Annotated in this window: 18 protein-coding genes; 4 read left to right on the forward strand and 14 right to left on the reverse strand. The window is 55.0% G+C overall.

Annotation, left to right across the window (positions count from 1 at the left end; translation table 11 throughout):
• Position 1 precedes the first annotated feature (1 nt).
• Complete coding sequence (locus tag KGB07_RS24545) at positions 2-814, forward strand: YfaP family protein (RefSeq protein ID WP_223466781.1); 813 nt, start codon at positions 2-4, stop codon at positions 812-814.
• Here KGB07_RS24545 and KGB07_RS24550 read toward each other — a convergent pair.
• The gene (locus KGB07_RS24550; protein ID WP_046041657.1) at positions 801-1,976 is read right to left on the reverse strand and encodes a sensor domain-containing diguanylate cyclase; all 1,176 of its coding nucleotides are present in this window, start codon (positions 1,974-1,976) and stop codon (positions 801-803) included. The genes KGB07_RS24545 and KGB07_RS24550 overlap by 14 nt on opposite strands.
• A 238-nt stretch (positions 1,977-2,214) precedes the next feature.
• On the opposite strand from KGB07_RS24550, the gene KGB07_RS24555 reads away from it, so the two are divergent.
• On the forward strand, positions 2,215-3,228 hold the full coding sequence (locus tag KGB07_RS24555) for a YhcG family protein (protein ID WP_046041658.1): 1,014 nt from the start codon (positions 2,215-2,217) through the stop codon (positions 3,226-3,228).
• Between the two features lie 415 nt (positions 3,229-3,643).
• Positions 3,644-4,756 (forward strand): endonuclease NucS domain-containing protein, encoded by a 1,113-nt coding sequence (locus KGB07_RS24560; RefSeq protein ID WP_223466783.1) that lies wholly within the window; start codon positions 3,644-3,646, stop codon positions 4,754-4,756.
• Between the two features lie 64 nt (positions 4,757-4,820).
• On the opposite strand, the gene KGB07_RS24565 is transcribed toward KGB07_RS24560, so the two are convergent.
• The 12 genes from KGB07_RS24565 to KGB07_RS24620 form a co-directional block, all read right to left on the reverse strand.
• Entirely contained in the window at positions 4,821-5,519 is a 699-nt protein-coding gene (locus KGB07_RS24565) for a M48 family metallopeptidase (protein ID WP_223466784.1), read from the reverse strand.
• A 2-nt stretch (positions 5,520-5,521) separates the two neighbouring features.
• On the reverse strand, positions 5,522-8,860 hold the full coding sequence (locus tag KGB07_RS24570) for a type I restriction endonuclease subunit R (protein ID WP_223466785.1): 3,339 nt from the start codon (positions 8,858-8,860) through the stop codon (positions 5,522-5,524).
• 100 nt (positions 8,861-8,960) lie between these two features.
• On the reverse strand, positions 8,961-9,998 hold the full coding sequence (locus KGB07_RS24575) for a YhcG family protein (RefSeq protein ID WP_223466786.1): 1,038 nt from the start codon (positions 9,996-9,998) through the stop codon (positions 8,961-8,963).
• Positions 9,995-11,311: a restriction endonuclease subunit S gene (locus KGB07_RS24580; RefSeq protein WP_223466787.1), complete on the reverse strand. Its 1,317-nt coding sequence runs from the start codon at positions 11,309-11,311 to the stop codon at positions 9,995-9,997. Before KGB07_RS24580 ends, KGB07_RS24575 begins: the two co-directional genes overlap by 4 nt.
• A complete protein-coding gene (locus KGB07_RS24585) occupies positions 11,304-13,802 on the reverse strand; it encodes a class I SAM-dependent DNA methyltransferase (protein WP_223466788.1) in 2,499 nt (832 codons plus the stop codon). Before KGB07_RS24585 ends, KGB07_RS24580 begins: the two co-directional genes overlap by 8 nt.
• 630 nt (positions 13,803-14,432) lie before the next feature.
• A complete protein-coding gene (locus KGB07_RS24590; protein ID WP_223466789.1) occupies positions 14,433-15,104 on the reverse strand; it encodes a hypothetical protein in 672 nt (223 codons plus the stop codon).
• Positions 15,097-15,489, reverse strand: a complete 393-nt coding sequence (locus tag KGB07_RS24595; RefSeq protein ID WP_223466790.1) for a hypothetical protein — start codon at positions 15,487-15,489, stop codon at positions 15,097-15,099. Before KGB07_RS24595 ends, KGB07_RS24590 begins: the two co-directional genes overlap by 8 nt.
• Positions 15,486-16,553, reverse strand: coding sequence for a hypothetical protein (locus tag KGB07_RS24600; protein ID WP_223466791.1), 1,068 nt, complete (start codon positions 16,551-16,553; stop codon positions 15,486-15,488). Before KGB07_RS24600 ends, KGB07_RS24595 begins: the two co-directional genes overlap by 4 nt.
• Positions 16,554-16,768: 215 nt before the next feature.
• A complete protein-coding gene (locus KGB07_RS24605; protein WP_223466792.1) occupies positions 16,769-17,071 on the reverse strand; it encodes a hypothetical protein in 303 nt (100 codons plus the stop codon).
• A complete protein-coding gene (locus KGB07_RS24610) occupies positions 17,068-18,048 on the reverse strand; it encodes an integrase domain-containing protein (RefSeq protein WP_223466794.1) in 981 nt (326 codons plus the stop codon). The genes KGB07_RS24605 and KGB07_RS24610 overlap by 4 nt, the downstream gene beginning before the upstream one ends.
• 329 nt (positions 18,049-18,377) lie before the next feature.
• Positions 18,378-19,769 (reverse strand): YfjI family protein, encoded by a 1,392-nt coding sequence (locus tag KGB07_RS24615; protein ID WP_411741543.1) that lies wholly within the window; start codon positions 19,767-19,769, stop codon positions 18,378-18,380.
• Positions 19,770-20,818: 1,049 nt separating this feature from the next.
• Positions 20,819-21,358 carry a LasR-specific antiactivator QslA gene (locus tag KGB07_RS24620; protein ID WP_223466799.1) on the reverse strand — a complete coding sequence of 180 codons (540 nt, stop codon included), beginning with the start codon at positions 21,356-21,358 and terminating at the stop codon, positions 20,819-20,821.
• A gap of 996 nt (positions 21,359-22,354) precedes the next feature.
• On the opposite strand from KGB07_RS24620, the gene KGB07_RS24625 reads away from it, so the two are divergent.
• Complete coding sequence (locus tag KGB07_RS24625; protein ID WP_223466800.1) at positions 22,355-22,630, forward strand: hypothetical protein; 276 nt, start codon at positions 22,355-22,357, stop codon at positions 22,628-22,630.
• A gap of 250 nt (positions 22,631-22,880) precedes the next feature.
• Here KGB07_RS24625 and KGB07_RS24630 read toward each other — a convergent pair whose 3' ends face one another.
• Positions 22,881-24,110 (reverse strand): tyrosine-type recombinase/integrase, encoded by a 1,230-nt coding sequence (locus KGB07_RS24630; protein WP_223466801.1) that lies wholly within the window; start codon positions 24,108-24,110, stop codon positions 22,881-22,883.
• Between the last annotated feature and the right edge of the window lie 392 nt (positions 24,111-24,502).

The following is a 24,502-nucleotide window of genomic DNA, read 5'->3' on the forward strand; positions in this document are numbered from 1 at the left end:
CATGAAGCTCCGTTATCCACAGGTCTTGCTGTTGCTCTGTTCGCTGGTGGCGTTGCCATCGGTGATGGCGGCTGACAGCGTCAAACTCGACACCCCCGCAGGTGGCTGGCGCACCGGCGCGCCTGAGGGCGAAGGGGAAAACTTCCGACAGACCGTCAACTACCCGGCCTCGTCGGTGAATACCCCGGCAGGGCAGGCCAACACCGCTCGCATCAGCGGGCAGATCAAGGCCACAGCCAAATCCACAGACCCCGGCCGGCTGATCGTCAACGGGGTGAGCATGCCGCTGAAAATCGACCCGGCCGGCCGCTTCGATCGCCCGTTCTCATTCCCCAACGGCAGCAACAGCGTCGAGGTTCGCAGCCCTGATGGCCAACAACGTCAGCGCACGCAATTTCTCAACAGCAGCGGCGGTGCGACTCCGGCCAAATTGCGCGTTTTGTTGTCCTGGGACAGCGACAACACCGACCTCGACCTGCACCTGATCACCCCCGACGGAGCGCACATCTGGTACGGCGACCGGGTCGCCCCCAACGGCGCCGCGCTCGACGTCGACGTCACCACCGGCTACGGCCCGGAAATCTTCGCCATGCCCGCGCCGATCAAAGGGCAATATCTGGTCTACGTGAACTACTTTGGCGGCGGCTACAGCAGTGATGAAGAGGGGCAGGAAGACGCGGTCCAACCGCTGACCACGGCGCAGGTGACGGTGATTACCGAGGAAGGCACGCCGAGCGAGAAGATGGAAACGTTCCTGGTGCCGATGCGCGCGGTGGGGGAGCTGACGTTGGTGAAGTCGTTCAGCTATCCGTGAGGTTGAGGTACAACTTGCGCAGGGTTTGCACACGATTGCGCCCGTGATCCTTGGCGCCATACAGGGCTTCATCCGCCTGTGAAAGCAGGCTCGAAAGCTCGTAGCCCGACTCGCCGGTGGTGACGACGCCGATACTGACACTGAGTATCCCCGGCTCCAGCAGCGACAGCCGGGAAAACGCCTGACGGATGCGTTCAGCCACCTGAACCGCCTCCTGCTCATCCGCCCCTTTGAGCAGGCAGGCAAACTCTTCTCCCCCGATACGACCGAACACATCGTGATTGAGCAGGTTGCCTGTCAGAATCCGGCTGAACGCGATCAGTGCCTGATCCCCCATCGGATGGCCAAAGCTATCGTTCAGGCGCTTGAAGTGATCCAGGTCGCACAGCAGCAACGCAACGGGTTCTGCCCGGCGCTTGCAGTTGGTCAGCAATTGTTCACCGTGCGACATGAAGGCGCGACGGTTGCCGATCCCTGTCAGCGGATCACAGAACGCGGCAGCTTTGAACTTCAGCTCCGCGCGCTCCTTGACCATGGCCAGCGTCACATAAGCGATCCCGATGACATACAGCATGGATTCGAACAGCATGAAGGAGAAAAAACGTACGCCATCGCCGATGCCTGACAGCGCTTGATCCAGAGGCAGGCTCTTATCGATCACGCTGCGAACGATATAGAAAGCCGTGTGCAGCAGCGTCAGAACCAGCGCCGGCATGTACGCAACTTCAAGCTTTTTCCGGCTGCGCCAGAACTCCGATGCCGTCAGCACGCCATAACCGGCCGTCAGCAGTGAATACACCACGACTCGCACGGGCATGGCGTCATAGAACGCCGGGATAAGGCACAGGATCAGCCAGATGCCGGCGCCCGCGAAAACTCCCGGCAGCGAAGGCGCGCGCCCGACAAATACGCGCATGGCGGTCCAGTTCATCGCTGCGCTCAGCAACAGAGCCATGTTGCCGAAAATCAGCGGGATAACATCGACCCCACGACCCCGCCAACTGACCAGCACCACGCCAAGGGCAGCCAGCAGCATCATTGCACCCAGATAAGCCAGAGGCCGCTCACGGGTTTCACGCCACCAGGCATGACAGGTCAACAAACCCATCAGAATGAAAACGAAGACCGAGACTACCAGCAGGGTCGGGATGTGCAGATCCATTGCGAAGGTTCCCGTTGAGCTTGAAAGCGAAGTCCGACCGGCAGAGCTTCTCCGGGGTAAGGGTAGCGGTCTTTGGACTGGGTGGATTTAGCATCGGCCATTTTGGCTTGGCAAGTGTTCTCTGGGTGGGATGGAGGCTTATTAGCGTTGTTTCATGCAGAAATACATTGTGAATGTTTCTGCGTCGGTATCAGGAGTAATTGAAAGGGCCCTCCAACCGACATGGAAATGCCCTGACGTGAATGATCTTCGTAGCGATACCTCTCTCGATTCTGCTTTCAACGAAATCACCCAACTGATTGTGACCGCGCGACAACGCGCCATGCAGGCGGTCAACACCGAACTGATTGAGTTGCACTGGCAGGTGGGGGCCTACATCAGTCGCAAAATTGAAGCGGCGGAGTGGGGTGATGGGGTGGTGGCACAACTGGCTCAGCACCTGGCCTATACGCAGGCTGGATTGCGGGGGTTCACCCGTGCGAATCTTTTTCGCATGCGCAAGTTTTACGAGGCTTATAGGCATGACGCAAAAGTCGCAGCACTGCTGCGACAATTGCCCTGGACCCAGAATCTGATCATCCTCAATCAGAGCAAACGCCCGGAAGAGCGTGAGTTTTACCTGCGCATGGCAATCCAGGAAAAGTGGTCGAGCCGCGAACTGGAACGTCAGTTCAAGGCGGCTCTGTTTGAGCGTTCAGTGGTCAGCCCGGCAAAAGTCTCAGCACCGCTGCGACAAATTCATCCCCAGGCCCTGGACGTGTTCAAGGATGCCTACGTGGTCGAGTTTCTGGCTCTGGAGCGTGGTCATGCAGAGACAGACTTGCATGGAGGCCTGCTGCACAAGCTCAGGGATTTTCTGATCGAACTGGGCAGGGACTTCTGCTTTGTGGGTTCGCAATATCCGTTGCAGGTAGGTGGACGGGACTTTGCGCTGGATCTGTTGTTTTTCCACCGTGGGCTGAACTGCCTGGTGGCGATCGAACTCAAGGTCGGGCGCTTTGAGCCGGAATACTTGGGGAAGATGGATTTTTATCTTGAAGCGTTGGACCGTAATGTCCGCAAGCCACACGAAAACCCGGCGCTCGGTGTATTGCTGTGCGCGAGCAAAGAGGACGAAATCGTCGAATACGCCCTGAACCGCTCACTGTCGCCTGCCTTGATCGCGGAGTACCACACCCAATTGCCAGACAAGAAACTGTTGCAAGCCAAGCTGCAGGAGTTTTATGCACTGAATACTGAAGGGGTTGAGTGAGTTTTGTTGTGAATCACTTTCGTTCAGGCATTAAAAAGCCGGCTTGTGGTTAGCTTTTTATTGATTCATGTTATTGAATTTAAATGATTTATTAGTTTTGTAGGGTGCGCCGTTCCCCCATTTGTTCCCCCACTTTTAGAAGTTTTGCACGACGGTTGACCGGCTTTTTGTCCTTTGACACTTTGATTTTTTGTGCGCCTTTTTCTCATCTGTCTGCAGTTAAGAAAGGGCCACGGATGTCTCGTTAACGCGATAAAAAATGCTCGGACACGAGGCGTCGTATTAGAGCTGACTGGGGTGATAGCTTCAAACAGGCTGCAACCCAAGCGCTTTTTTCATCACAATTGACTGAAGCGTGGCAAAGTCCGCTTATTTTCACCTTAGCTCACACATAATCCAGACAAGGACACACGGCGTGCCGATCAAGACGGACGTTTGGACTGTCGGCTCCATGCCGACCAGGTTGCTGCAAAGCAAGCTCGCAACCGAGCAGCTACTAGAAGACATGATCGTAAATGCTCCGAGCATACTCTCGGATGAATGGATGCTTATAGGGAGACAAGAAAGCACTGGCATGGGCGGGCGCATCGATTTGCTAGCCATCGCGCCTGACGGTGCGCTAGTGCTGATTGAGCTCAAGCGTGACCGCACGCCCCGCGAGGTGGTTGCCCAAGCACTTGACTACGCAGTTTGGGTCGAAAGTCTTCGTGCTGATGAGATTGGCGCTATTTACAAGCGATTCCGACCTGGCTGCATCTTGGACGACGACTTTCGTGAGCGCTTCGGCCGCGCCTTGGACGATGATGAATTGAACAAGAGCCATCAACTCATCATTGTTGCGACTGAATTGGATGCCAGCAGTGAGCGCATCGTCGCGTACCTCAGTGAGCGGGATATCCCAATCAATGTCCTGTGTTTTCAGGTTTTTCAATCAGGTGGCCAGCAACTATTGAGCCGTTCTTGGTTACTCGACCCTGTCCAGACTCAGGTCAATGCAGTGTCGGCGGGTGAGGGGCACAACGAGCCTTGGAATGGCGAATTCTATTGTTCGTTCGGAGATTCCACTTCCCGCTCCTGGGAGGATGCTGTTGAGTTTGGCTTCATCTCCGGAGGCGGAGGTGCCTGGTACAGTCGAACCCTTCAATTGCTTTCACCAGGGGATAGAGTTTGGGTAAATATTCCCCAGCAAGGCTACGTCGGTGTCGGTCGTGTTCTTGGATCGTCCACACCTGCGGCGGACTTCACTGTCATGCATGACGGAGTTGAAGTACCGGTGCTTGAAGTCGCTACCCGCGCAAACTATCACGCCGAGTTTGTCGACGATCCTGAACGCTGTGATCACTTTGTATCAATCGAATGGCTTCAGACAGTATCGATAACTCAAGCGGTGCGGGAGGTTGGAATGTTCGGAAACCAGAACACAATTTGCCGCCCCACCACACCAAAATGGCGATGGACGATCGAACGGCTGAAGCAGCGCTTCCCTCGTTATGATGATATTGACTCGGTAAAGGTGACAGTTGTGTAGTCGTAAACGGCCTGATAACTCGTTTTACAGGCGGTGTAGTCGTGGCTAACGCAGCCAGCCCGCTTTAAATTCCCTCCACCTCAATCCCATGCTCGGCCAACCATTCTTTGCGCTGTGCATAATCGGGCATGGCGCGCTCGAGCCGTAACCAGAACTCTGGGGTGTGGTGCGGCTCGTGGAGATGGACCATTTCGTGGGCCACTACATATTCGGCGATGCGTTTGGGTAGCAGGATGCTCTTCCAGTGGAAGTACAGCATCTCACCTTTGCCGCACGAGCCCCAGCGATAGCCAAGATCCTGCACCCGCACCCCTTCTGGGGAAACATCCATACGTCCTTGGTATTCCTTTGTCCGTAAGGCGAGCCAATTACGGGCATGCAGGCTGTACCAGCGAACAAAGTGTTCCCTTGCCTGTGGTAGCTGGCTGCGTAGCAGCAGAAAGCGCCCACCCGTCAGTTTCAACGGTACGTCCTGCTCGTCGATCAGCTTGAGCCTGTAACTGCGACCAAGATATAGGAAGCCTTCGCCATCCACATACTCCTTGGTTGGCACGGCACGCAGCAGGCGCTCCTTCTCGGCCAGGCGAGAGTAAATCCAGAAGCTCTTTTCCTGCACGAATCGGCTCAGCGATTCTTCGTCCGCCTCAGGCGGTGCCGAGAGCACCAGCGTGCCGTCACGTTCGACGGTTATCTGTAGCGTCTTGCGTCGCGCACTGCGCCGCAGCGTCAGACACAGATCGTTTACCGTCAGGCTGGCCGTCATGCTTACACCTGCATCAGCTTGTCGTGGCTGGCCCGAGCCTGATCCAGTAGCCGGTCGGCCAGTATTCCCGCGGTGTCGGAATCGACAAACGGCGGCCGCAAAAGCATCAGGTGGTCGAACAGTCGGCCGGTGAGGTCTTCCTGCGCTACTCGCTTGCGAGGACTCCAGATGTCCCGGTGGCTCTGCAGTTCATCAACCAGCAGATCGACCAACTCCACCGTCACATCTTTCAGCCGTAACAGTTCAGCCGGCTGAGGGTCCACTTCGAAACAAACGACATCCAAGACGGTGCGCAGGAAGGGCGCGTAATGCTCGGGAAGATCGGTCGGAGCAGTGTCTTCGTTGATCTGTCCCGAACGCAAGTCGGAAATTATTTTCTGCAACTGAGTGACCAGCGCATCCCACTGCTCATCGAGCGATTTGAGGATGTCGTTCAGCCGCTCGGACAGTTTGCGGAACAGCACGGGGTCTTCATCTGCATGTTTGCGGATGTGAGAGCGGATGGCGTGCTCCATTTCCGAGGCTTTGGCGCGGTCGTTGGCACTGCGTGATAGCTGTTTCTCGAAATCAGTATCGGTCAGCTGAATGGGCGGGATTTTCGGATCGACACCAAGGGATATGACGTGGTCGTCGATAAGTTTGCGCACCTTGGCCCCAATATCCTTGCCTAGTACCGGAAGGTCCTTATAACGGTTGCGGGCGCGAGCATGGATATAAGCCAGACGCTTTGCGTCCTTGATGAAGGGCAGCCCCTCTGGGCGCGGTAAAATGGTATCGAGCGAAGCGAGGAAGGCCTTGAGTTTGACGGCAAACTCCGCTCGCACCTTCTCCTGATCAAGGGCGGCTAGGCAGCCTTCGGTATCGTCCAGCGACTCGATACCCTGGCGGCGCAGCACGTCCACTACCCGCAGATGACGGTCTCGTAGGATTGGCACCTCGTCCTTGATGCTGACCAGCGCACCCTCGATATCCTCGTCGGCATAGGCCGCCAAGGCTTCTTTCAGGTGGTTGGCCACGCCGTAGTAGTCCACCACGATGCCACAGCGCTTGCCCTGGCCGGTACGGTTCACCCGGGCAATGGCCTGCAGAAGCTCTGCCTCCTTGATCGGTCGGTCCAGATACATCACGCCTTCGATGGGGGCGTCGAAACCGGTCAGCAGCATCGACTTTACGATCAGGAAGGCCAGCGGATCGGCCTTGCCCGGCTGCTCATGCCGTAGCGGCTTCTTGAAACGCTTGATCAGTTGTTCGTGTTTCCCGCCGTCGGTCCAGGTTTTCCACGACGAGTCGTCGTTATTGCTCCCGGAAATGATCGCGGCGAATTCAAGGCTACGCAGCGTGTCGCGGTAGCGCCAGGCCTGGATGCGCGCCTGCACTTTGGGTGGCCGCATGCACAGAGCTTCATCGTCGAGCATCTTGTCGGCAGCTGGCAGTGCTTCTGCCTCGCTCAGCAGTTCGTCACGAGCGCTCTGTAAGGCGCTGAAATAACGAATGGCGGCCAGCCGACTGTAAGCTACTACCTGAGCTTTGTAGCCGTTGGGCAGGATATTCGTGACGTAGTGGCGAAGGATGTCACGCGCTTTGTCGTCGATCAGGGCCGGGGCATCGAAGATATGGCCCTTGGTGGCGTACTTCTTCTTGATCAACTCCAGCTCTTCGCTACTGTGTTCGCGGAAGAGATCCTCGAACAGCTCATCCAGGCTGGCTCCGTCCTTGACCGCGCCATGGGCTGTGCGCCCTTCGTAGAGCACAGGCACCGTAGCGCCATCAGCTTCGGCTTCCTTGATCGTGTATTTGTCGATAAACGCACCGAAAATTTCATGGGTGCGCTTCTTGTCGCCCATGATGATCGGCGTGCCGGTGAAGCCGATGCGTGCGCAATTGGGCATTCCAGCCATCAGGCTGGCCTGCAGGTCGCCGGCCTGGGTACGGTGCGCCTCATCCACCAGCACCAGAATACTTTCGTCGCTGTTCAATACTTCGATGGGTCTGCTGACCCTGTAGGAGCCACGACTCTCTGCAACCTTGAGCTCTGCGCCGAGCGTTGCGGGCAGATCGTTCTCGCCGGACAGCTCTTCGTCCTCCAGTTCAGAGCTTCGGTACTTCTGGATAGTGGCGAAGATCAGTCCCGGTCCCTGACGCCGAGCCAGCACCTTCACACCCTCGGTGCTGGAAGCCACTTCCGGCAGTTCGCCGGTCAGCGTGGCAGTTGCCGACAGCTGGCTCTGCAAATCTTTGCGGTCTGTCACCACGATGACTTTGAAACGCCGTAGTTGGGTGTCCGTGCGCATCTTGCGTACCAGAAACACCATGGTCAGGCTCTTGCCAGAGCCCTGGGTGTGCCAGACGATACCGCCGCGCTGGTCGTATTCGCCATGCTCGTGGCGGGTCTGGCCGGTCTTCAGTCGGGTGATGGCACGGTTTACAGCACGGTATTGCTGGTAGCGGCAGACGGTCTTGATGGTCTGCCCGCTGACCTGCATAAACAGCATGAAATGCTGCAGCACATCCAGCAGCTGCGCAGGGGACAACAGGCCGACAATCAGCCGCTCCTGCTCGGACAAGACGGACTTGCCCAGCCGGCCTGCTACTTCCTGCTCGCTGCCCTGGCCATCCGGTCCGACTACCGTTTTCCACTGCGCAAAATGAGCGAAACCGGAGCCGATGCAACCGACTCGCGCCTCATCGAAGCTGCTGGCGATCAGTAACTGTACGCTGGCGAACAATGCTTCGTTGCCTTCGTTGTCTTCAACTTCGAAGGCCGCCTTGCGTTGGTTGCTGTAACGGCGCAGTTGGTCCACGGCCTCTGTCAGAGGCTCGGGTATGGATGGGCTCTTGCACTCCACTACTACCAGCGGAATGCCGTTTACCAGCAACACTAGATCAGGGACGATGAATTTTTTGCCACTGTTGTAGCCTGGCGGGCAGTCCACCCGATATTGGTTGATCACAGTCAAGTGGTTGTTGGCCGGCGTCTCCCAGTCGATGTACTGGATCGTCTGCCCACGACCGCCATCCCAGCCAGGAAGACCATCCACTGTGATGCCCTTGAGCAGCAGCTCGGTGGCCTTCTGGTTGGCTTCCATTAGCTTGGCGGTGCCAAGGCGGGTGATCGCTGCAACGGCTTCGGCGATGCGCTCGTCATCCAGCCAGGGTTCTTCGCTATCGCGCAGGTTGATGGCCCGCAGCCGCTCACGCAGCTGGGCTTCCTGGATGACTTCGGCAAAATTGTTGCGACCCGTCACGGCCGGGATGTCGAGATTCCCCTCGATGTGTGTCCAGCCCAGTCTTTGCAGCTGTGCGACAAAGGGTTGCTCAACGTCGTCCAGTTCCCAGCCCATCTCACCACTCCATTTTCAATGGATGAAATCTTTCCGATTTCACCCCGACTCCATCAGTTTTACTTGGCGCCCATACGGGCGGATGTCAGTTGATAGAGACTCAATTTTCAGCCAGCTCCTGCTCGATCTGCTCGATGCTGGGCAGGGTGGTTTGCAGCTCGGCCGGCAGCGCCTCCATCAATTGATACTCCGCGACGCCCATGGGTTTGGCGCTATCGCGCAGGGCGTATTCTGCCACTACCTTGTTTTTGCTCTTGCACAGCAGCAGGCCTATGGTGGGGGCATCGTGTTCGCCTTTCATCTGTACATCCACGGCCGTCAGGTAGAAGCCCAGCTGGCCCAGATGCTCGGGCTTGAATTTGTCGGCCTTCAGTTCGATTACCACATAGCAGCGTAGTTTTAGATGATAGAACAGCAGATCGATGAAAAAGTCGTCGCCGCCCACTTCCAGCGGCACCTGCCGTCCAACGAATGCAAATCCAGCGCCTAGCTCCAGCAGAAAACGGGTTACATGCTGCACCAGGGCATGTTCGATTTCGCGCTCGTTCGCTTCCCGGTTCACATCGAGAAAGTCGAAGACATAGGGGTCTTTCAGCGTCTGCTGGGCCAGGTCCGAGCCCGGTGCCGGCAGCTGCGTAGCGAAGTTGGTTTGCGCCTTGCCTTCTCGCTCCAGCAAGCGGGTTTCGATGTGCATGCCCAGCACGCTGCGCGACCATCCGTATTCTACGGCTCTTTGGGCATAGGCCAGGCGCTGCTGCGGATCTTTCAGCTTGGCGAGCAGCGCCAGGTTGTGGCCCCAAGGTAATTGTCCAACAGCCTGTTGGACGATTTCAGCGTTCGGCCAAGCCTCGGCAAAGGCGCGCATATACATTAGATTGGCGCGGGAAAAGCCCTTCATATCGGGGAATGTCGTGCGCAGGTCGTGAGCTAGTCGCTCGATCACCTTGGCACCCCAGCCCTCACGGCTCTGCCGCTCGAGTATGTCGCGTCCGATCTGCCAGTAGAGCAGCACCAACTCGCGGTTCACTGCCTGCACTGCACGCTGCTGGGCGTAGTGAATGCGGGTTTTCAGTTCGGCCAGCCAGTCGGTGTAGCCACTGGGCGGGTCGATTAGCGAGGTGGCGCTTGAGTCAGTCATGGGGTGGATCCTTCCAGTAACGGTGTGACGCGTACGCGACCGGTGAGGAGGTCGTTCATTAGGCCGGTTTTTTCAAGCTGCATCTTCGCCAAGGCAGCTTTTTCGGTATCTATCCGGTTACTGACTTGCTGCAGTCGTGCCTCGATCGCACGTTGCTCATCACGAGAGGGCACTGGCAGCAAAAGGCTTCGTAGCGTTTCGGAGCGTATCGCCATCATCGTACCGCCTTGCTGGTCCTTGGTGAAATGCTGAGCCACCCATGGTGAATAATTCACCTGAAGCATTGCCAAGTAAGGAGAATATCGGTTTTTGTCGAGCGAAATTGTCCACGTGTGCTTCGAGGACAATGCTTGGCCTATGTCATCGGGAACCAGGCAGCATCTACCGACTGTCCCCATGATCGTGATCATCAGGTCGGCCGGCCTCACGGCATACCGCGAGAGCTGCAGAAATTTTGCAGGTGTTACGAGGCGCTTGAATTCAGCTACGAATCGCTCCGTATGTACATTATCAATTCCCAAAAGCGGCAAGCCTGATTCAACGAGTTCATCCTTCAGAAGTGCACTACCGAATGGTCCTGAGCGCATAGCGGGGTCAGTATCCGCCAAAAGGTTTTCAAGCTGTTCGACATACCAATCCTTCGGAATCCAACCCAACGACGACGCCTTATAGAGCTGTGGTGCCTCGCTCTGGGACGGGCGCAGTTCGCCATTGGCGTCTATGCCACGGGTCAGTAGATCGTGCAGCAGGCCCTGCTTGACGGACTTGAGTTTGTCGATGATTGCCTCTGTTCCGCGGATGGCGGTGTCGACAGTGTCAAGTACGTTAGCCAATATTCTTTGATGATTTTGGGGTGGAAACGAGATCGGCAATGTAACCATGTCTCGCTGGAAAATATGCGGAATAGAGCTTCCGGAAACCTTATCTTCGAGAAGTTTTTTGAAGCCGTAACCATTGAGCACGTGGTATAGGAAGCGATAGTCGATTTCTTTGTGTGGCCTCAAAAGCATCATCGTGCCATTGATGGTCGCTTTTCCTGGGAGTTGATCAACCCTAGCAACACGCCCGATGGTCCCATCCTTGGTCAAGATGACATCGCCCTCGGATAGTGCAATTTCCCAAGACTCTTGATACCTAAAGTCTGAGATATGGTCGCAGCTCTCCCATTCGATTACCCCGCGCTCAAGATGTTTGCCTGCGATCAAATAGGGGCCGGATTCGGTGTATTCGGATGAGGACAAGCCTCTCCAGCCGATTCGAGCCTTGATGTAGCAGTACTTCCCCAAAGTCTCTGTCAGCCACTGCTCAGACATACCCCAATCCCCTCAAGAACCCCTGCAACGTCAGCGCTGCTGCATCGCGTTTTTGCTCAATCTCGGTTAGCGTTATCCGGTACTTGTCCCACCAGTTGTCGAAGGCGGCGACTATCTGCTTCCGCTGGGCGGCAATGTAGCGCTCGACGATGGCCTGCATGTCATTGTGCAGTATGGTCAGAAGTAGGTCGGCAGCGGCCTTGGGCGTCAGGCCATCGACGGCCTGATTAAGATGGCTGTTGAAGCTTTCTTTTTTGGTCTTGAGCCGTTTTTTCACCTCGATCAGTTCTACCTTCCAGGCTTTGATCTGGGCTTCGTCAACGATGTTTTCCTCGTCTCCTTCGGTTGCTTCGTTTTCGCCTTCAGCTTCTTCGCCATCCTCACTCTTGGTTGGGACGGAGGCCTTGAGCTGGCTTTCCAGTTCGGCTTTCTTTGTGTCCAGTTCGGCTAGTTCGGTCACAAAGGAGCCGAGTAGGAACTTCACCAGCTTGTGCTCCAGCGGGCTCTCCTTGCTTGCTTTGTCTTCCAGCGCAGTGACGATACTGGTACGCCAGGCATCGATCACGCTCTTGCTATCCCGGGCCATCAGGGTGAGGAAGTCGTATTTACTCTGGTACCAGAATCCGGCAACTATGCCGCGCACCTGGAAAGGGTCGAGCAGGCCAATGCTTTCCAGTGACTGGCTGAAGCTCTGCAGCAGCTCGCTGCGCAGGCTGACCAGGCTACTGGTGTTGTCCGTTTGCCCAGCCAGGGCAGTAATGCGCGGGCTGTGCTCGCCCCACCAGCTTTCGAAGGTATTACGAATAGAGGCTTCCTTGGCTTGCAGACCGGCATTGCCTTCGATGGCCGGTTTCAGTGCCTGGCGGCTGTCCAATTCGGGGCGGAAGTCGTAGTAGCGCCCGTCGCGGTCAATAAACAGATCCAGCGGGTCGAGGCCGTGGGCATTGAAAAGGCTAGCCTTAGCTGCCACTTCGGCCCAGGGCACGCCGCCGAGCAGGTGGGCGCGTACGTCGTGAGGCTCGGGTGGTGGAGCGTTGTCCACGTAGCGACGGATGTTGAGGTTGTAGTTGTTGGCCCGGAGGGTGGCGATGTCCACTATCTCGGATAGGCCGTCAATCTGGCGGAATTCATCGAAGGCGGTGGCGATTTTCTCGATATGTTCGGGCAGGAGGAAGCTCTGCGCGCGCCCCTCGAAGTATTCACGGTCGGCGTTGATGAACAGCACTTTGCCTTGGCGCTCGGTCGGCTTGCCGCTGACGCGATTGGCACCTTCCTGCTTCTGTTGGCGAAGGACCATGATGCAGGCCGTGATGCCGGTACCATAAAAAAGGTTGGCCGGCAGACCGATAATCGCCTCGAGAAGATCGTCCTCGATGATACCGGCGCGGATGCCTTTCTCCTCTCCGCCACGGAACAGCACTCCGTGGGGCAAAACTGTGGCAACCATACCTTCGTCGCGGCAGACGGCGAGCATGTGCTGAAGGAACATCAAGTCGGCCTTCTTAGATCCCAACGGTACCTGACCGTAATTGAACCTTTCAGGGTACTGCGGATTCCACGCCGGCTGGCCATTGGCATCTTTCTCGGTGTGGCCCCAGTTGATAGAGAACGGCGGATTGGTGAGGATGCGGTCGAAGCGCAATAGCTCACCACCTTCCGTATGGCGTGGATCGCTCAGGGTGTCATCGTTTTGCAGGTCAGCGGTGCTGATGCCGTGCAGAAGCATGTTCATCTTCGCGATGGACCAGACGGTGCCGTTAAACTCTTGGCCAAACAGGTTGGCCTTGCGGCCATCCTCGCCGTGCTCGTCGATATGTTCCTTGGCGGCAATCAGCATGCCGCCCGAGCCGCAGCAAGGGTCGTAGATGTCGTGTTTCAACTTCGGCTTGAGCAGGCGAACCATCAAGCGAACCACCGAGCGTGGGGTGTAGAACTCACCGCCCTTTTTGCCGGCAGAGTCGGCGAACTCGCCGATCAGGTATTCGTAGGCGGCGCCGAGCAGGTCGGGAAACTCAAAGTCAGAGTTGCATAGAGGCACCAGACTGAAATGGCTGATCAGCTGACGCAACTTAATATCGGGGATCTTGCTCTGGCCGACCTTACGGGTGAAGTCGATGTGTTCCAGTACCCCTTCCAGGGAAGCGTTATTCGCCTCAATACCTGCCAGCGCTTTGTTTAGCAGATCGCCGACATTGATGTGCGCCTCGTTGAGCAGGTGCTTGAATCGCGAGGAACTTGGCACCCAGAAAGCGCCGTCGCGCCTGTACCAGCGCGGATTCTCGGCAGAGACAAATGCTTCGGCCTGGCTTTTGCCAGCGTTAATTTCCTGCGCTACGACTTCCTCGTAACGCTCCTCGAACACGTCGGAGCAGCGTTTGAGGAACAGCATGCCAAAGATGTATTCCTTAAACTCCGAGGCATCCATCTTGCCGCGCAGAATGTCTGCGGCCTTGAACAGGTGACGTTCCAGTTGCTGAAGCGTGAGGGGCATTACAGTTTTCCTTTTCGTCGCCCTGCGAGCGACGTATTCCCAGAGGATATAAATGATGGGTGGGATTCTAACTCAGGATGCCTCAGCAAGCTGTCTGGCAGTACTGGACGCGATGTGTGTGGCGTCCACGATTGGTCGGGTCTTCCCTGTCCGTATAGTGCCGCCATTCGTTCAGGGAGTGCCGGACAAGGCCGCGGGCCTGGCGCATCATTTCCTTGCCGTGGCGAATGAGCACTGGACAAAGTGCTGGGCAGAAAGGAAAAGGGCCACACCTTGCACGAGCCTTAAATAGGTATTTTGTATGGTGCTGACACCAGACGAACGGTAAGTTACACAGAGCCTAGATATTCTGCTGCTCTGGAAGTCTGCAGGAAATTAGCTGTGCTCCTGCTGGTAGTTAAGTGTCGATCAGCTAGTTATAGATTTTGGTATCGAATTCGGCGCCTCTAGACTTCGATAAGTTTCTGTCTGCGTAGCCCTTGGTAAATATGTCAGGGCCCAAAGAATACGGTCTGTAAGAAAGACCGGTACTCGTTCGAAGCGGCTAAATCAGTACTTATTAAGGTCGCCAGTATTGATAGGGATATCGACCCGAAAGAAATCGATTGGTTGCTGGCAGGTTTCTTCGAGTTAAGGTATAGGGGCTTTACCTTTGTCCTGCGGGTTGAAATATAAACTTATGCCAATGTGTTTGACATTGAAGGGGGTGCCTGATCGTTCGTGGGTGTGCGTTGTATGAAAAACAAAGTCGGGCCTATCTTCGCAGTCAGATATTGAGAGGTTGGTCAGCCCTTGGGCAGTAATTCTCTCTCGCCATTCTTTAACTACGGCTGCACAATTTTTGTTTTTTATATATATAATAAGAGCTCCGCAATCTTGGTTGGTGTCTCCGGTGGTGTAGCGAGTGCACAGTTGCTGGAAGCCTTGGAATAAATAATCGTACGACCCATGTATTTTAGCCTCTCCAATCCAGAGGTAGTTGTTTTTTCCTCTGACGGATAAATCTGTATGTCCTCCTATCTTAGTCTCGTGGCCTGCCGCGTAACCCATGCCTCGAAGGATGCTTAGAATTTCTAAGGTAAGTCTATCTTCACCATCATCTTTTCTGAGTTCGGGGTTTTCTTGTAATGTGGACACTATACTATTTAGGTCAGAGTACAAGGTGTCTATGAATTGTTGGTAGGTGCTCGCGGTGTATCGTCTTATCGAGCCAGCGAGGCCAGCAACACCAAGCTGGTCTGCAAGTTCTTTGATGTCTTTAAGGGTGAATCTGTCAAGTATGTTGCTCTCGGTTTCACCCATTCTCAATTTCTCTAGAAGGAATGAAATATGGATATATATAGCGGTCATAATCTTTGACCGGATAACCAGTATCAGGATGGATTAGCGAACCTGTTATTTCTGCATGGTAAACAGTTTCGTCATCGAGAGGTATGATGTTGTCGTCTATTATTAGCTCGAACTTCATCTCAAGCAGCTTAACCCTCTCTCCTGAAAGGTATTGAGCAACTTGTAATAGCATTTCGGGTCGCTGTGTGCCGATGACTTGTGCAATGGAAGAGTAGGTGAGATGTTTGATGTCTTTTTTGTGCGCAAAAACATATTCAGCTAGACAAGCAAAAACCTTCTGATTTTCAGAAGGTCTAATGTCCTCTGCGATAGTTGCTAGCGCATAATCAAGCTTCATGGTGTCATTGATTCAAATATCTTGTCCATGACAAAATCATAGTCTATATCTGAGGCGCAAGATAGGACGAAGGCTGTGTCAATCGTCGGATTTGCTGAACTGGTTAAGGCAACAGTTCCTGGGATCACTAATTCAACGTAGCCCTGCCGAGAGGGGCTATTCCAGCATTTGGATAACATGTGAGGATTTAATTCAACGATTCCCGCGACCCCTCCAGCATGATAGGTGTCATCTCTGAAATCATGTTGCTTGGTACGCATTTTGCCGCGATGAACACCGGCGCTATCTGTTGTATGGCCTATCTCGGCTATTCTTCCATCTCCAGAAGAGTAGAGTTTTTTAATGCAAGGAAAAAAATTTATGGCGCCCGAAATGATTTTGGTGACGTCGAAAGCTGCCTCGATTACTTGAAGAACTTTACTTTCTAATATTAGCAGTCGACGCTCAATGTCTTTGGTTTTTTGTACGTCTAGTCCGTCCATACGGATCTGTAGAGTACCACTTTCTCTGTCAACACAAACGACGTCAAATAGTTGAACAGCCCTTTTGCGAACACCGTAAATCTCATCGAAATCACCATAATCATTTTGGGCGTTATCAGTCAATGATTCGGCAGGAAGTATTTCTTTCTCGACTACGTATTGCTTGGAGCAAAACACGAAAGACGATCTATCCTCGGTGGTGTAGTAATCGGCACAGGATAAGGTAAGTGGCGCAGCTACAAGATCATCATGCTCTAAAGGGAGCGGAAATCTTTTGTCATAAATAGTTTTTTTCTCAACTAGCTCCATGCTGAAGTGTTTTATCAGCTCGTCGTAATCTCCAAGTAGTTTAAATACCTTAATGAGTTTGTTGCCATTGAGCGTCAGATCTACATAGACTGCCTCTAAGCCAGTCGCGTAAGTCGCTGAGGTTTTCGGCGAATTTAAGTGTTCAGTAAGCTTGTCGATAGTGCGTTCCCAGCCCAATGATGCGGCTAAGTCGTTCTGGTGTAACGCATTTCGAAAAAGTGAAAAAGAAATTTTTCTTTCGTTTAATCCGTCAGCAAAATCAATCGCGCTCATCCCAAAATTCCTGCACTTGAGCCATTTTCCATGACACGCCTTTGGTCCAGAGGGTGCCGTTCCTTATTTTCAGAGTCGATAGCTCATAAGCGTCTAGTGCGATGTCAATTGCCAGCAACGCTACTATTTTGCAATCGCTCTGTCTACTGTCCACACTGGTCGGTTGCTGCTGCTCGGATTGGCTAATTTATCCTGGGGTCAGGGACATGGATTCTCTATTTTGCTAATGGGTACTTCTGTAGTGCTTTTGGACGAAAACATGGCTTTCCAAGACGGAGCGCTATCAACTGAATGGTTAATCGGTAGCGGTAGCGCGTTGCTTCTGCCCGACTTTCCAGTCTGTTATTTAGGAACCATGCGAGATGCTTTTTCCGCCACGTCCATGGATTGTCTCGCTGCCATCGCTGTTGGATGGCCGCTTGTATGAATCGGGCTTGCCGTAGGTGTCGGTGCTGTGTGGCTTGCGAGCCGCTCAGCACGCCGTTCAGGAACAGTGCCATATCGAAGGGCTTGGTCACGCTCTGCCTCCAATGTAGGCCGAAACCACATCGATGCGGTGATGACCGAGCTCAACGCTGATCTGTTGGCGCGCCCGTTGATCAAGGTCGCGGTCACCGCGATAGCCGGGACCACCATTGATTGGTGCTGCGTGGCCCGTGAGCTGCTCGTAACGCTCGCAGGCGTAGGCCGCTCGCAGTTCATGAAAACCCTTCAACCCTTGTTCATGCAGTATTTCGCGGGCAGAGCGCACGGTTTTTTGTAAGAACGTGGCGTAGCTTTCATCTCGGGCCAGCAAGTTGCGGCTGCCGGTCGGTGATGCGCTTTGAGCCAGCAGTAACGCCCTTTTCACTTGTTCATTAGCCTCGACCCATCGCGGCGCTGAAGCTCCCGAACGGCCGCCTTTGGTGCCGTCCTGAATGTTGATTCGACCAAACTTCTCGGCTTCACGTTGTAATCGAGGCAGATCTGCCAGGATCGCTTCGCGCAAACGTATGCCGGTTTCACGGGCCAAGTGCACGATGGCGCAGATGCGATGGTGTCCCTGATTGCGGAGTGCCTGAGTAATGCGCTCAATCTGCTGTCGATCCTGCCCTTGTGGCGCGACGGTGCGGATCGTCGAGCGCTGCCGCCCTAACGTCTGGCTCGGGCTCGGGACTTTCACATACTGATCACCGCGCAGCGCCGCGAGTGTGCGGTTGACGCTGGACAATCGGTTTTGCGCGGTGGCGATGCTGAGGTCGCCGCGGTCGATTTGCTGACGCAGGTACTGGGCATAGTTGAGGAGCGTCTGCCGATCGATTTGCCGCGCATCGTTGTAGCCAGGGCCTTGAGCGGACCGGCACCACTTAACGAACGCCAGCCAACGATCACTATGGGCTTTGACCGTGGCGAAATGGCCGCCGCCGAACAGATCCTTGAGCGCCTGCGGACCGGCGTAGCTCAGTTGGCGACCATAACCAAAGTTGCGACCGTCACGTCTGCCGACCAGGGCCATCCTGGAGCTCCTTCGCTTGTTGGTGTAGGTAAGCCAATAGTTCGCGCCACTGGCCGTTCACGCGGGGGAGTTGGCCCCAGTCACTGGGGCGAAAACACAGCCGGTTGTCCAGGCAGAACAACTCGGCACCTTCCTGGTATAGGCGCTCAATCAGATCGCTGATGTGTGAGCTATCCCCTTGGTTTTTGGCGACAGCGGCGACAGTGGCGACAAACCCCGCGGTACCTGGCGTGGAGCGTGGCGACAAAGTGGCGACAGTGGTGGCGACAAGTTGTAAATGATGAGCGTTTTTCGCCTGGGCGCGCCGGTTGCGTAGGGCTTCATTGAGTCTAAACATGGCGCACCTCGAAGGAGTGTCCGTCCGTGCCCAGCCATTGATGGGTGATCAACTCGACCAGCAGGGCTAACGTGTGATGGCTGCTTTTGCGTGCGAAGCGCGGGCCGTTGCGCAACAGATCTCGAACTGTGAAAGGTGGCCACTGTTTTTCCTGCAGCCAGCGCAGTAGCCGATCGGCTTCTTCCCGCAGGGTGTTGATCGGTTCCTGCTCGGTAAGCCGTTGGATCTCGGTCAGGTAGTAATCCATCAACGAGGAAGCGCGCTGGATGTGCGTGACCTCGATCAGGTCGCGGTCTTCCAGTACCGCAAAGACGCCGGCGATCCGTAGCAGATTGTCCGCAGCCTTGGAGGCGCTGGGGCGCACGTTGGCCAACTCGTCGAACTCGCCCAGTTGGGCTTCGATGGTGTCGTGCAGGTTGATCCAGGTTTGCCGAGCCAGGCTTCTCAAGGGCAGGGCTTTGGGTTGTAATGCGCCATCGCTGTCAACTGCCCAGGGGCGCTGCAGCAAGTCGGTGATTCGCTGGGTGTAACGTTTGAGGCTGATGTCTTGGGTGAGATCCACCGGCTGATAAAAACGCTGTCCGGCCAAGCTCTGTGGCCAGGTGATCAGGCAACGGGCGAAGATGCCTTGGCCGTTGAGCAACGGATCCTTGAGCAGTTGTCCCGCCAAGTAAGGTTGCAGCATCAAGTGCAGGCTCAAGCGCCGGTCATAGGCGCGCAGGCTTTCTCCGGCCATGGAACGAGAGCGATCGATGGGGTTACCGTCCCACAGCGAGGACAGGGTGGTCACGGCCTTGAGGCGGTTGTCCCGGCTCATGGTGCTACTGCCGAGGAATTGGCCTCCCTCGTCGCTGAACAGTCCCATGCTTGGCAGCCCCAAACACAGGCTTTTGGTCAGGGCTTCGATGGTCGGTTCGCTGCTGATCAGTCGTGGCGCTACGGGCTCTGGCTCTATCTGGATTGGCGTGCCTGTGTAGCTATCGATCGTTGCCATCTGTTTCCGAGATTGCACCAGCGTGGCGCGGTAACGACTGAGTTTTTCGCGGTAGGCCTGCCATTGCAGGCGTTCCCACTCGCGGGCTGACTGCAAGGCCAGCTTATCCACCGCCGTCTTACGGTCACCGGAAGCCGCAATGGTGAGCAGGTACAGCGACAGCGGATAAACTCGGCCATCCAATTGCACATTGGCATGCCCCTGAGTGGCCAAGGCCGAGGTTGCCAGCACCGATTGCGCTGCCATGGCCTGCGGCACACCCATCACCTCGGCCATGCGCTCGACGGCCGGCCCGAGCAGATCACCGAGGGCGGCCACCGGATAATCCAAGGGCGCCTGGCTGGCCTCCAGCAAGGGTTGGGGGGGCAAGCTCCAGCTTGATTGCAGCATCATCGTTCTCCTGTTATCCCAGTGTTGCCCTCACACTCCCGCCACGGATGTTGAGTGTTATCAGGGATAAAGGCCCCTGCGGCCTGTGAGGGTGTTCACTGACGCGGAACGGACGGCTCTTTACGACCAAGAGCTTGGGCAACTCCCATGAATCTGGCCTCCTGGACGCATCCGAGGATGCGGGCGGGTGGAGGCTGCACCGGCTGACGAATCCAGTACCGCGAGACCATGGGTGGGTGAAGGCATTAACGTAGTGATTGGGGCATGCCTGACTGTCAGTCAGGTGCAGCCTGTCCTGGGCTGCGGCATCGTCGCCAGCGTTAATGCGAGACGTGTCGAATCGGTTTTGTCACGCCGATTGTCACGAGGTGAAGTGCCGCAAAGCCCGATCAGACGTAGGCTGCAGCAGGGTGATGAGCGCCCGTCTCTTTCCAGGAGAAAGAGACGGGCGCAGTCTGGCGCAGCGAGATGAGCCAAAGGAGGAGGTTGCTGCAGGGCAGAAGTGAAGAAGCAAACAGTCTGCGGCACAGACGCACAGGAAGAGTAGGCATCCATCACAAGGGGATTGTGACCGTGCGAGCCACCGGACGCTGATCGCACTTAGGATTGAACCACCACTGTGTGGCGTAGCCTCGAAGGTTCGGGCTACCTGGGCTGGTGCTGTCAACGACAGCGATCCATGCGCCAGTAACTACGCCTGTGAATAAAATCGGTCAAGCCGTTAACCGACGCCGGCGACAAAAGTGGCGACTGTCGCCATAGGTGTCGCCAGCCTCAAAGCCACGGCTGACGGGGCTTGTCGCCGCTGTCGCCGCTGTCGCCAGTATCCTTAGCAATTAGCTGTTTGCCGGTAGGAGAAGTGGAAGGTCAGCCCACCGTCGTCGTTCCTATGAATCCCACGGAGATGCGAGGAATGCATAGCGCTTGAATGTCGTGGTGATCTTGATATCGCTAGGTTAAATCTCCGGCAGGCGGCGTGAGCAAGCTCACTTGGCCGGAGCTTTTTGAGTAAAAACGCAAAGGGCCAGACGTGTCTGGCCCTTTGATTCTCATGCTTCAAAGCGGGTGGATGCGGGAGGTGGAGAAGACTGTAATTGCACCAGTCGTTGCTGCAAACGTAACAAGAAGCCTGCCTCGAAGGAGTCCTGGCAATCGCCCGCCCAATGTCTTTTACGGTGGTGGGAAAGGGCCCACCAAAGGGGAAGTGACAATGAGTCCTTCAGCCACTCTTCTGCACATCGCACGCCGTCTTCGATCATGGGGGCGTAGTCGCTACCCCAAGGCGTTCGGATGCCGGGTCTGCCATCTGCTGCGGGAATCGAGTAGTACTCTTTATGTTTTCGCCTCGCGCGCTCGGGCGGCCGTCCCAGTAATCGTTGGAAGGCCATGTCATACAGCACTGCCGCATCGTCCAGCAGTTCAACCACCAAATCTTGCTGTTCCGTGGCGTGCAAAATCAGGCTCTGTGCGCCGTTCAGGCGAAGGCACGCTGATCGGAGCAACGTAGCGGCGGCCTCTTCTTGACTCAACGACGAGGTGTCGATGCTTTTGGGTTTGGGTAGGCTGTTTAGCAAGGAGTGATCAAGCATAGGGAAGTCCTCCCCATTGGATAACAACGATGGTTAAGCACGAAGGGTGGTGCGCGGGCGTAAAAGGGGGATAGGACATTTTCCTTATCTCCTCGGACGGTTAAGGAACCATCCACCCCTTCGTTCTGACACGATTGGGTGGCGGACCGTACGGGAGTCAGAAACCGGCGTCCGAGGGAACCGGCCAGGCCGAAGCCTGTCCCGCACGGACCGCCATAGAAAAGCAGCAGCTAAGCCTTTGTAAGCACTTTCTACTAGCTATGGCGCTATGCGCCTCGAACGAATCAGGTTCTGACACCTGGCTGCGGGATTGACCGCGGCGGTAAAAGGTTAATCGTTAAATTGTACGGAAACAAGGATCGAGGAGGAGGGAGCATGAAGGCGACAGCGCGCCATCGAACTACATCCATTCTCCCAACTCTTTATTTCCGAGTGATCAAATGGCTATTTTGCTATTTAAGGGTGCGCGGTTCAGAGGCTTGGCTGTGACATTCAATATGTCGCGAATCCTTGATAGGTCGATAGGCTCTAGTAGGCGGTTGTTCGGGACGGAGAGCGGATTGGATGATTGGGCTCCTTGAAAGTCTCCGGATACCCAACGAATTTCGATGGAGACTTTGACAGGCGGTGGGGGCTATTTTGTTAAATAGCAATATCCGGCAGAGTTATGTCTCCGCCAGTGACTCCTGTAGGTTTGCTCGGATTTGTAATGACTGGTCTGGAAGGACTCAAGGTCGTCGGTTTTGAAAACGATCGGTTAGAATCAGCCAAAAGACCAAGCTCGGTTGTAGTGGCGGATACGGGGTGCCTTTAGCTGAATATCGTGGTAAGGCTAAAGTAGGTAAAAATTTTTTGGCAGGTCTGTAGGGATTTCAAACTATGCTGCTAAAAAATGAGGGTCGAAGAGAGGTGTTTTTATTCGTTGAGCTAAATGCGCTATTATGATATGCAATATTTTTTGTAAAATTCACGCTAAGTTGAGGGTTGAGAAGTAAAATGAAAATTTCTGACATGATGAACAGTATCAATGCACAACAGGTTTCTCCGCTAGAGGAAATGAAAAATTATATAGTTTCCCTCGCTCGGGAGCTGCGTCTAGATGAAGGGCACGTTTTACCGACAAATGTTTTGCTTCACAAAACAATAAACTTAAATCCAAAGCAGCGCGATGCGTTGGAACCAGCCATAAACTCCTTGATAGATGATGGTTTTTTTGAAGAGCGTGATGGCAAAGCCTTTTTGACTGGTAAAGGGAAAGATTTACTCTACTAAATATGGTGATTTATTGTTTTTACTTGTCAGGGTGGGCTAGTGCCTGCCCTGGTTTAGATGTGTAGGTTATATAAGTCCGTATAGGTTAAAAGTCTTTATGTGCGGTGCTTGCGGGTGTATAGCTTCTGCTTGGAAAGAATCCGCAGCTAAACTTGAAGATCGCTTAAGCTATCGTATACGGATTTTTTCAATAGGCGCTGACTAAAAAAAAGCAGGAAGTCTTTGACGTCGCGGAATGGTAATTCCAAAGCTACTCATTGTAAGTGGTAGTATCGCTGCTCACTTTAGACGTAGCGTACCGCGCCCAAAGCTCCATCAATTCTCGACGTTTATTGAAGAAATCAGAGCGAGAGTACGCACTCTCTGTTTCACCTCGCTCATCATGAGCCAGTGCCAGTTCACAAATCTCTCGCGGAATGTTGGTCTGCTCGCCCGCCCAGTCTCGGAAAGTTGAACGAAACCCGTGTCGAGTGATGCTTTCATAGCCGAGAGCGTGCAACAAGTTACGAATACCGTTGGCATGCATGACCCCGCTTCGGCCGCGACCTGGAAACACGTATGGGCTCTCGCGGCTTAACGTCGGGAGATTCTTCAGCAATGAAACGGCCTCGGGGGCGAGTGGGATCGCGAAGGCTTGACGGGTTTTCATTCGTTCGTCGGGTAACGACCAGCGGCCTGCCTCAAGGTCGAATTCATCCCAACGTGCGAATCGGACCATGTGTGAGCGGGCGCCAGACAGGATCAGCAATTGAGTCGCGATAGAAACGTGGCTGGAATCCTTGTGCAGGATTTCCATGAGTCTTGGTAGGTCCTGCCATTTCAATGCCGGGTGATGTTGGCGTTTACGTGCCTTCTTCTTCTCATTGCGGCTGAGGAGATTTTCCAGATGGCCGCGCCAGCGAGCCGGATTTTCTCCAGTCCTGAGCCCCCGCGCTCTTGCGGCATCGAGTATCTGTTCGATTTGCCCTCGAACCTCGTCTGCCGTCCGTGTTTTGATTGACCAGATTGGCTGTAACGCCTTGATCAGATGTTTGGTCTCGATCTGGTCGGCTGACAGCTTCCCTATTGTAGGGAAAGCATAGAGCTCAAGTTTCCTCAGCCAGCCCTTGCGCCATTTCGCCGACCAGCTTGATCCATGGGCGTCTCGGTAGTCAGAGGCCAGCTTCTCGAAGGCAATCAACTGCGCCAGTTCCCGGCGTGTTGCTTCCCGCTGAGCGGCTTGTTCCACCTGTCGTTTCGCGAGTGGATCAGTGCCGTTGAGGATATGAACTTTATTTTCATAGGCGGCTGCACGGGCTTTTTTCAGGTCGAGCTGAGGGTAGCTTCCCAGACCCATCTCCCTGCGTTTTCCATTCAATTGAAAGCGGAGTACCCAGGTTTTTCGTCCTGAGGGTTTCACCAAAAGACGAAGCCCGTCACCGTCTTCGTACGTCCCAGCCTCAACCATATTTTTGACTTGATTGGCGGTCAGTTTGCCCATTTTTTCGCCCTCTGTTCCCCCACTTGTTCCCCACTTATACGTGGAACGCCTCGGATCAAAACGGAATTCACAGGAACGAAAATAGGCCGAAACCCTTGATCTAGCAAGGCGATCGCGGTTTTCAGTAGATGAGGGTGGCTTTCAAAAAGGCATTAAAAAGCCGGCTTGTGGCCGGCTTCTCGGGGACTGGCTTGGATCATTTTTGGTAAACCGCGCCAGCCTTCAAAACGTACACCCGGATCTTGCGTCCGGCTGTGGGACCTGGTGAGAAAGTCATCTGTCAGGCCAGAGCATCTGAGCCGCAGGGCGGATCGATGCGCAAATGTGGGGCGCAGCATACGCAGGTTTGATGGAAATTCCCAGCGGGAAGTGCCGGGCAGAGCCGTTTGGCC

It is taken from the genome of Pseudomonas sp. GL-RE-26 (assembly GCF_019956275.1).
In the GTDB taxonomy this organism is placed as follows: Bacteria; Pseudomonadota; Gammaproteobacteria; order Pseudomonadales; family Pseudomonadaceae; genus Aquipseudomonas; species Aquipseudomonas grandcourensis.

Coding starts and splice junctions, on each gene's coding strand:
- KGB07_RS24575 (WP_223466786.1), bottom strand. CDS start 9,998: ATGACTGACTCAAGCGCCACCTCGCTAATCGACCCGCCCAGTGGCTAC.
- KGB07_RS24590 (WP_223466789.1), bottom strand. CDS start 15,104: ATGGGTGAAACCGAGAGCAACATACTTGACAGATTCACCCTTAAAGAC.
- KGB07_RS24625 (WP_223466800.1), top strand. CDS start 22,355: ATGAAAATTTCTGACATGATGAACAGTATCAATGCACAACAGGTTTCT.
- KGB07_RS24595 (WP_223466790.1), bottom strand. CDS start 15,489: ATGAAGCTTGATTATGCGCTAGCAACTATCGCAGAGGACATTAGACCT.
- KGB07_RS24565 (WP_223466784.1), bottom strand. CDS start 5,519: ATGACGGCCAGCCTGACGGTAAACGATCTGTGTCTGACGCTGCGGCGC.
- KGB07_RS24630 (WP_223466801.1), bottom strand. CDS start 24,110: ATGGGCAAACTGACCGCCAATCAAGTCAAAAATATGGTTGAGGCTGGG.
- KGB07_RS24620 (WP_223466799.1), bottom strand. CDS start 21,358: ATGCTTGATCACTCCTTGCTAAACAGCCTACCCAAACCCAAAAGCATC.
- KGB07_RS24600 (WP_223466791.1), bottom strand. CDS start 16,553: ATGAGCGCGATTGATTTTGCTGACGGATTAAACGAAAGAAAAATTTCT.
- KGB07_RS24615 (WP_411741543.1), bottom strand. CDS start 19,769: ATGCTGCAATCAAGCTGGAGCTTGCCCCCCCAACCCTTGCTGGAGGCC.
- KGB07_RS24550 (WP_046041657.1), bottom strand. CDS start 1,976: ATGGATCTGCACATCCCGACCCTGCTGGTAGTCTCGGTCTTCGTTTTC.
- KGB07_RS24610 (WP_223466794.1), bottom strand. CDS start 18,048: ATGGCCCTGGTCGGCAGACGTGACGGTCGCAACTTTGGTTATGGTCGC.
- KGB07_RS24570 (WP_223466785.1), bottom strand. CDS start 8,860: ATGGGCTGGGAACTGGACGACGTTGAGCAACCCTTTGTCGCACAGCTG.
- KGB07_RS24585 (WP_223466788.1), bottom strand. CDS start 13,802: ATGCCCCTCACGCTTCAGCAACTGGAACGTCACCTGTTCAAGGCCGCA.
- KGB07_RS24545 (WP_223466781.1), top strand. CDS start 2: ATGAAGCTCCGTTATCCACAGGTCTTGCTGTTGCTCTGTTCGCTGGTG.
- KGB07_RS24580 (WP_223466787.1), bottom strand. CDS start 11,311: ATGTCTGAGCAGTGGCTGACAGAGACTTTGGGGAAGTACTGCTACATC.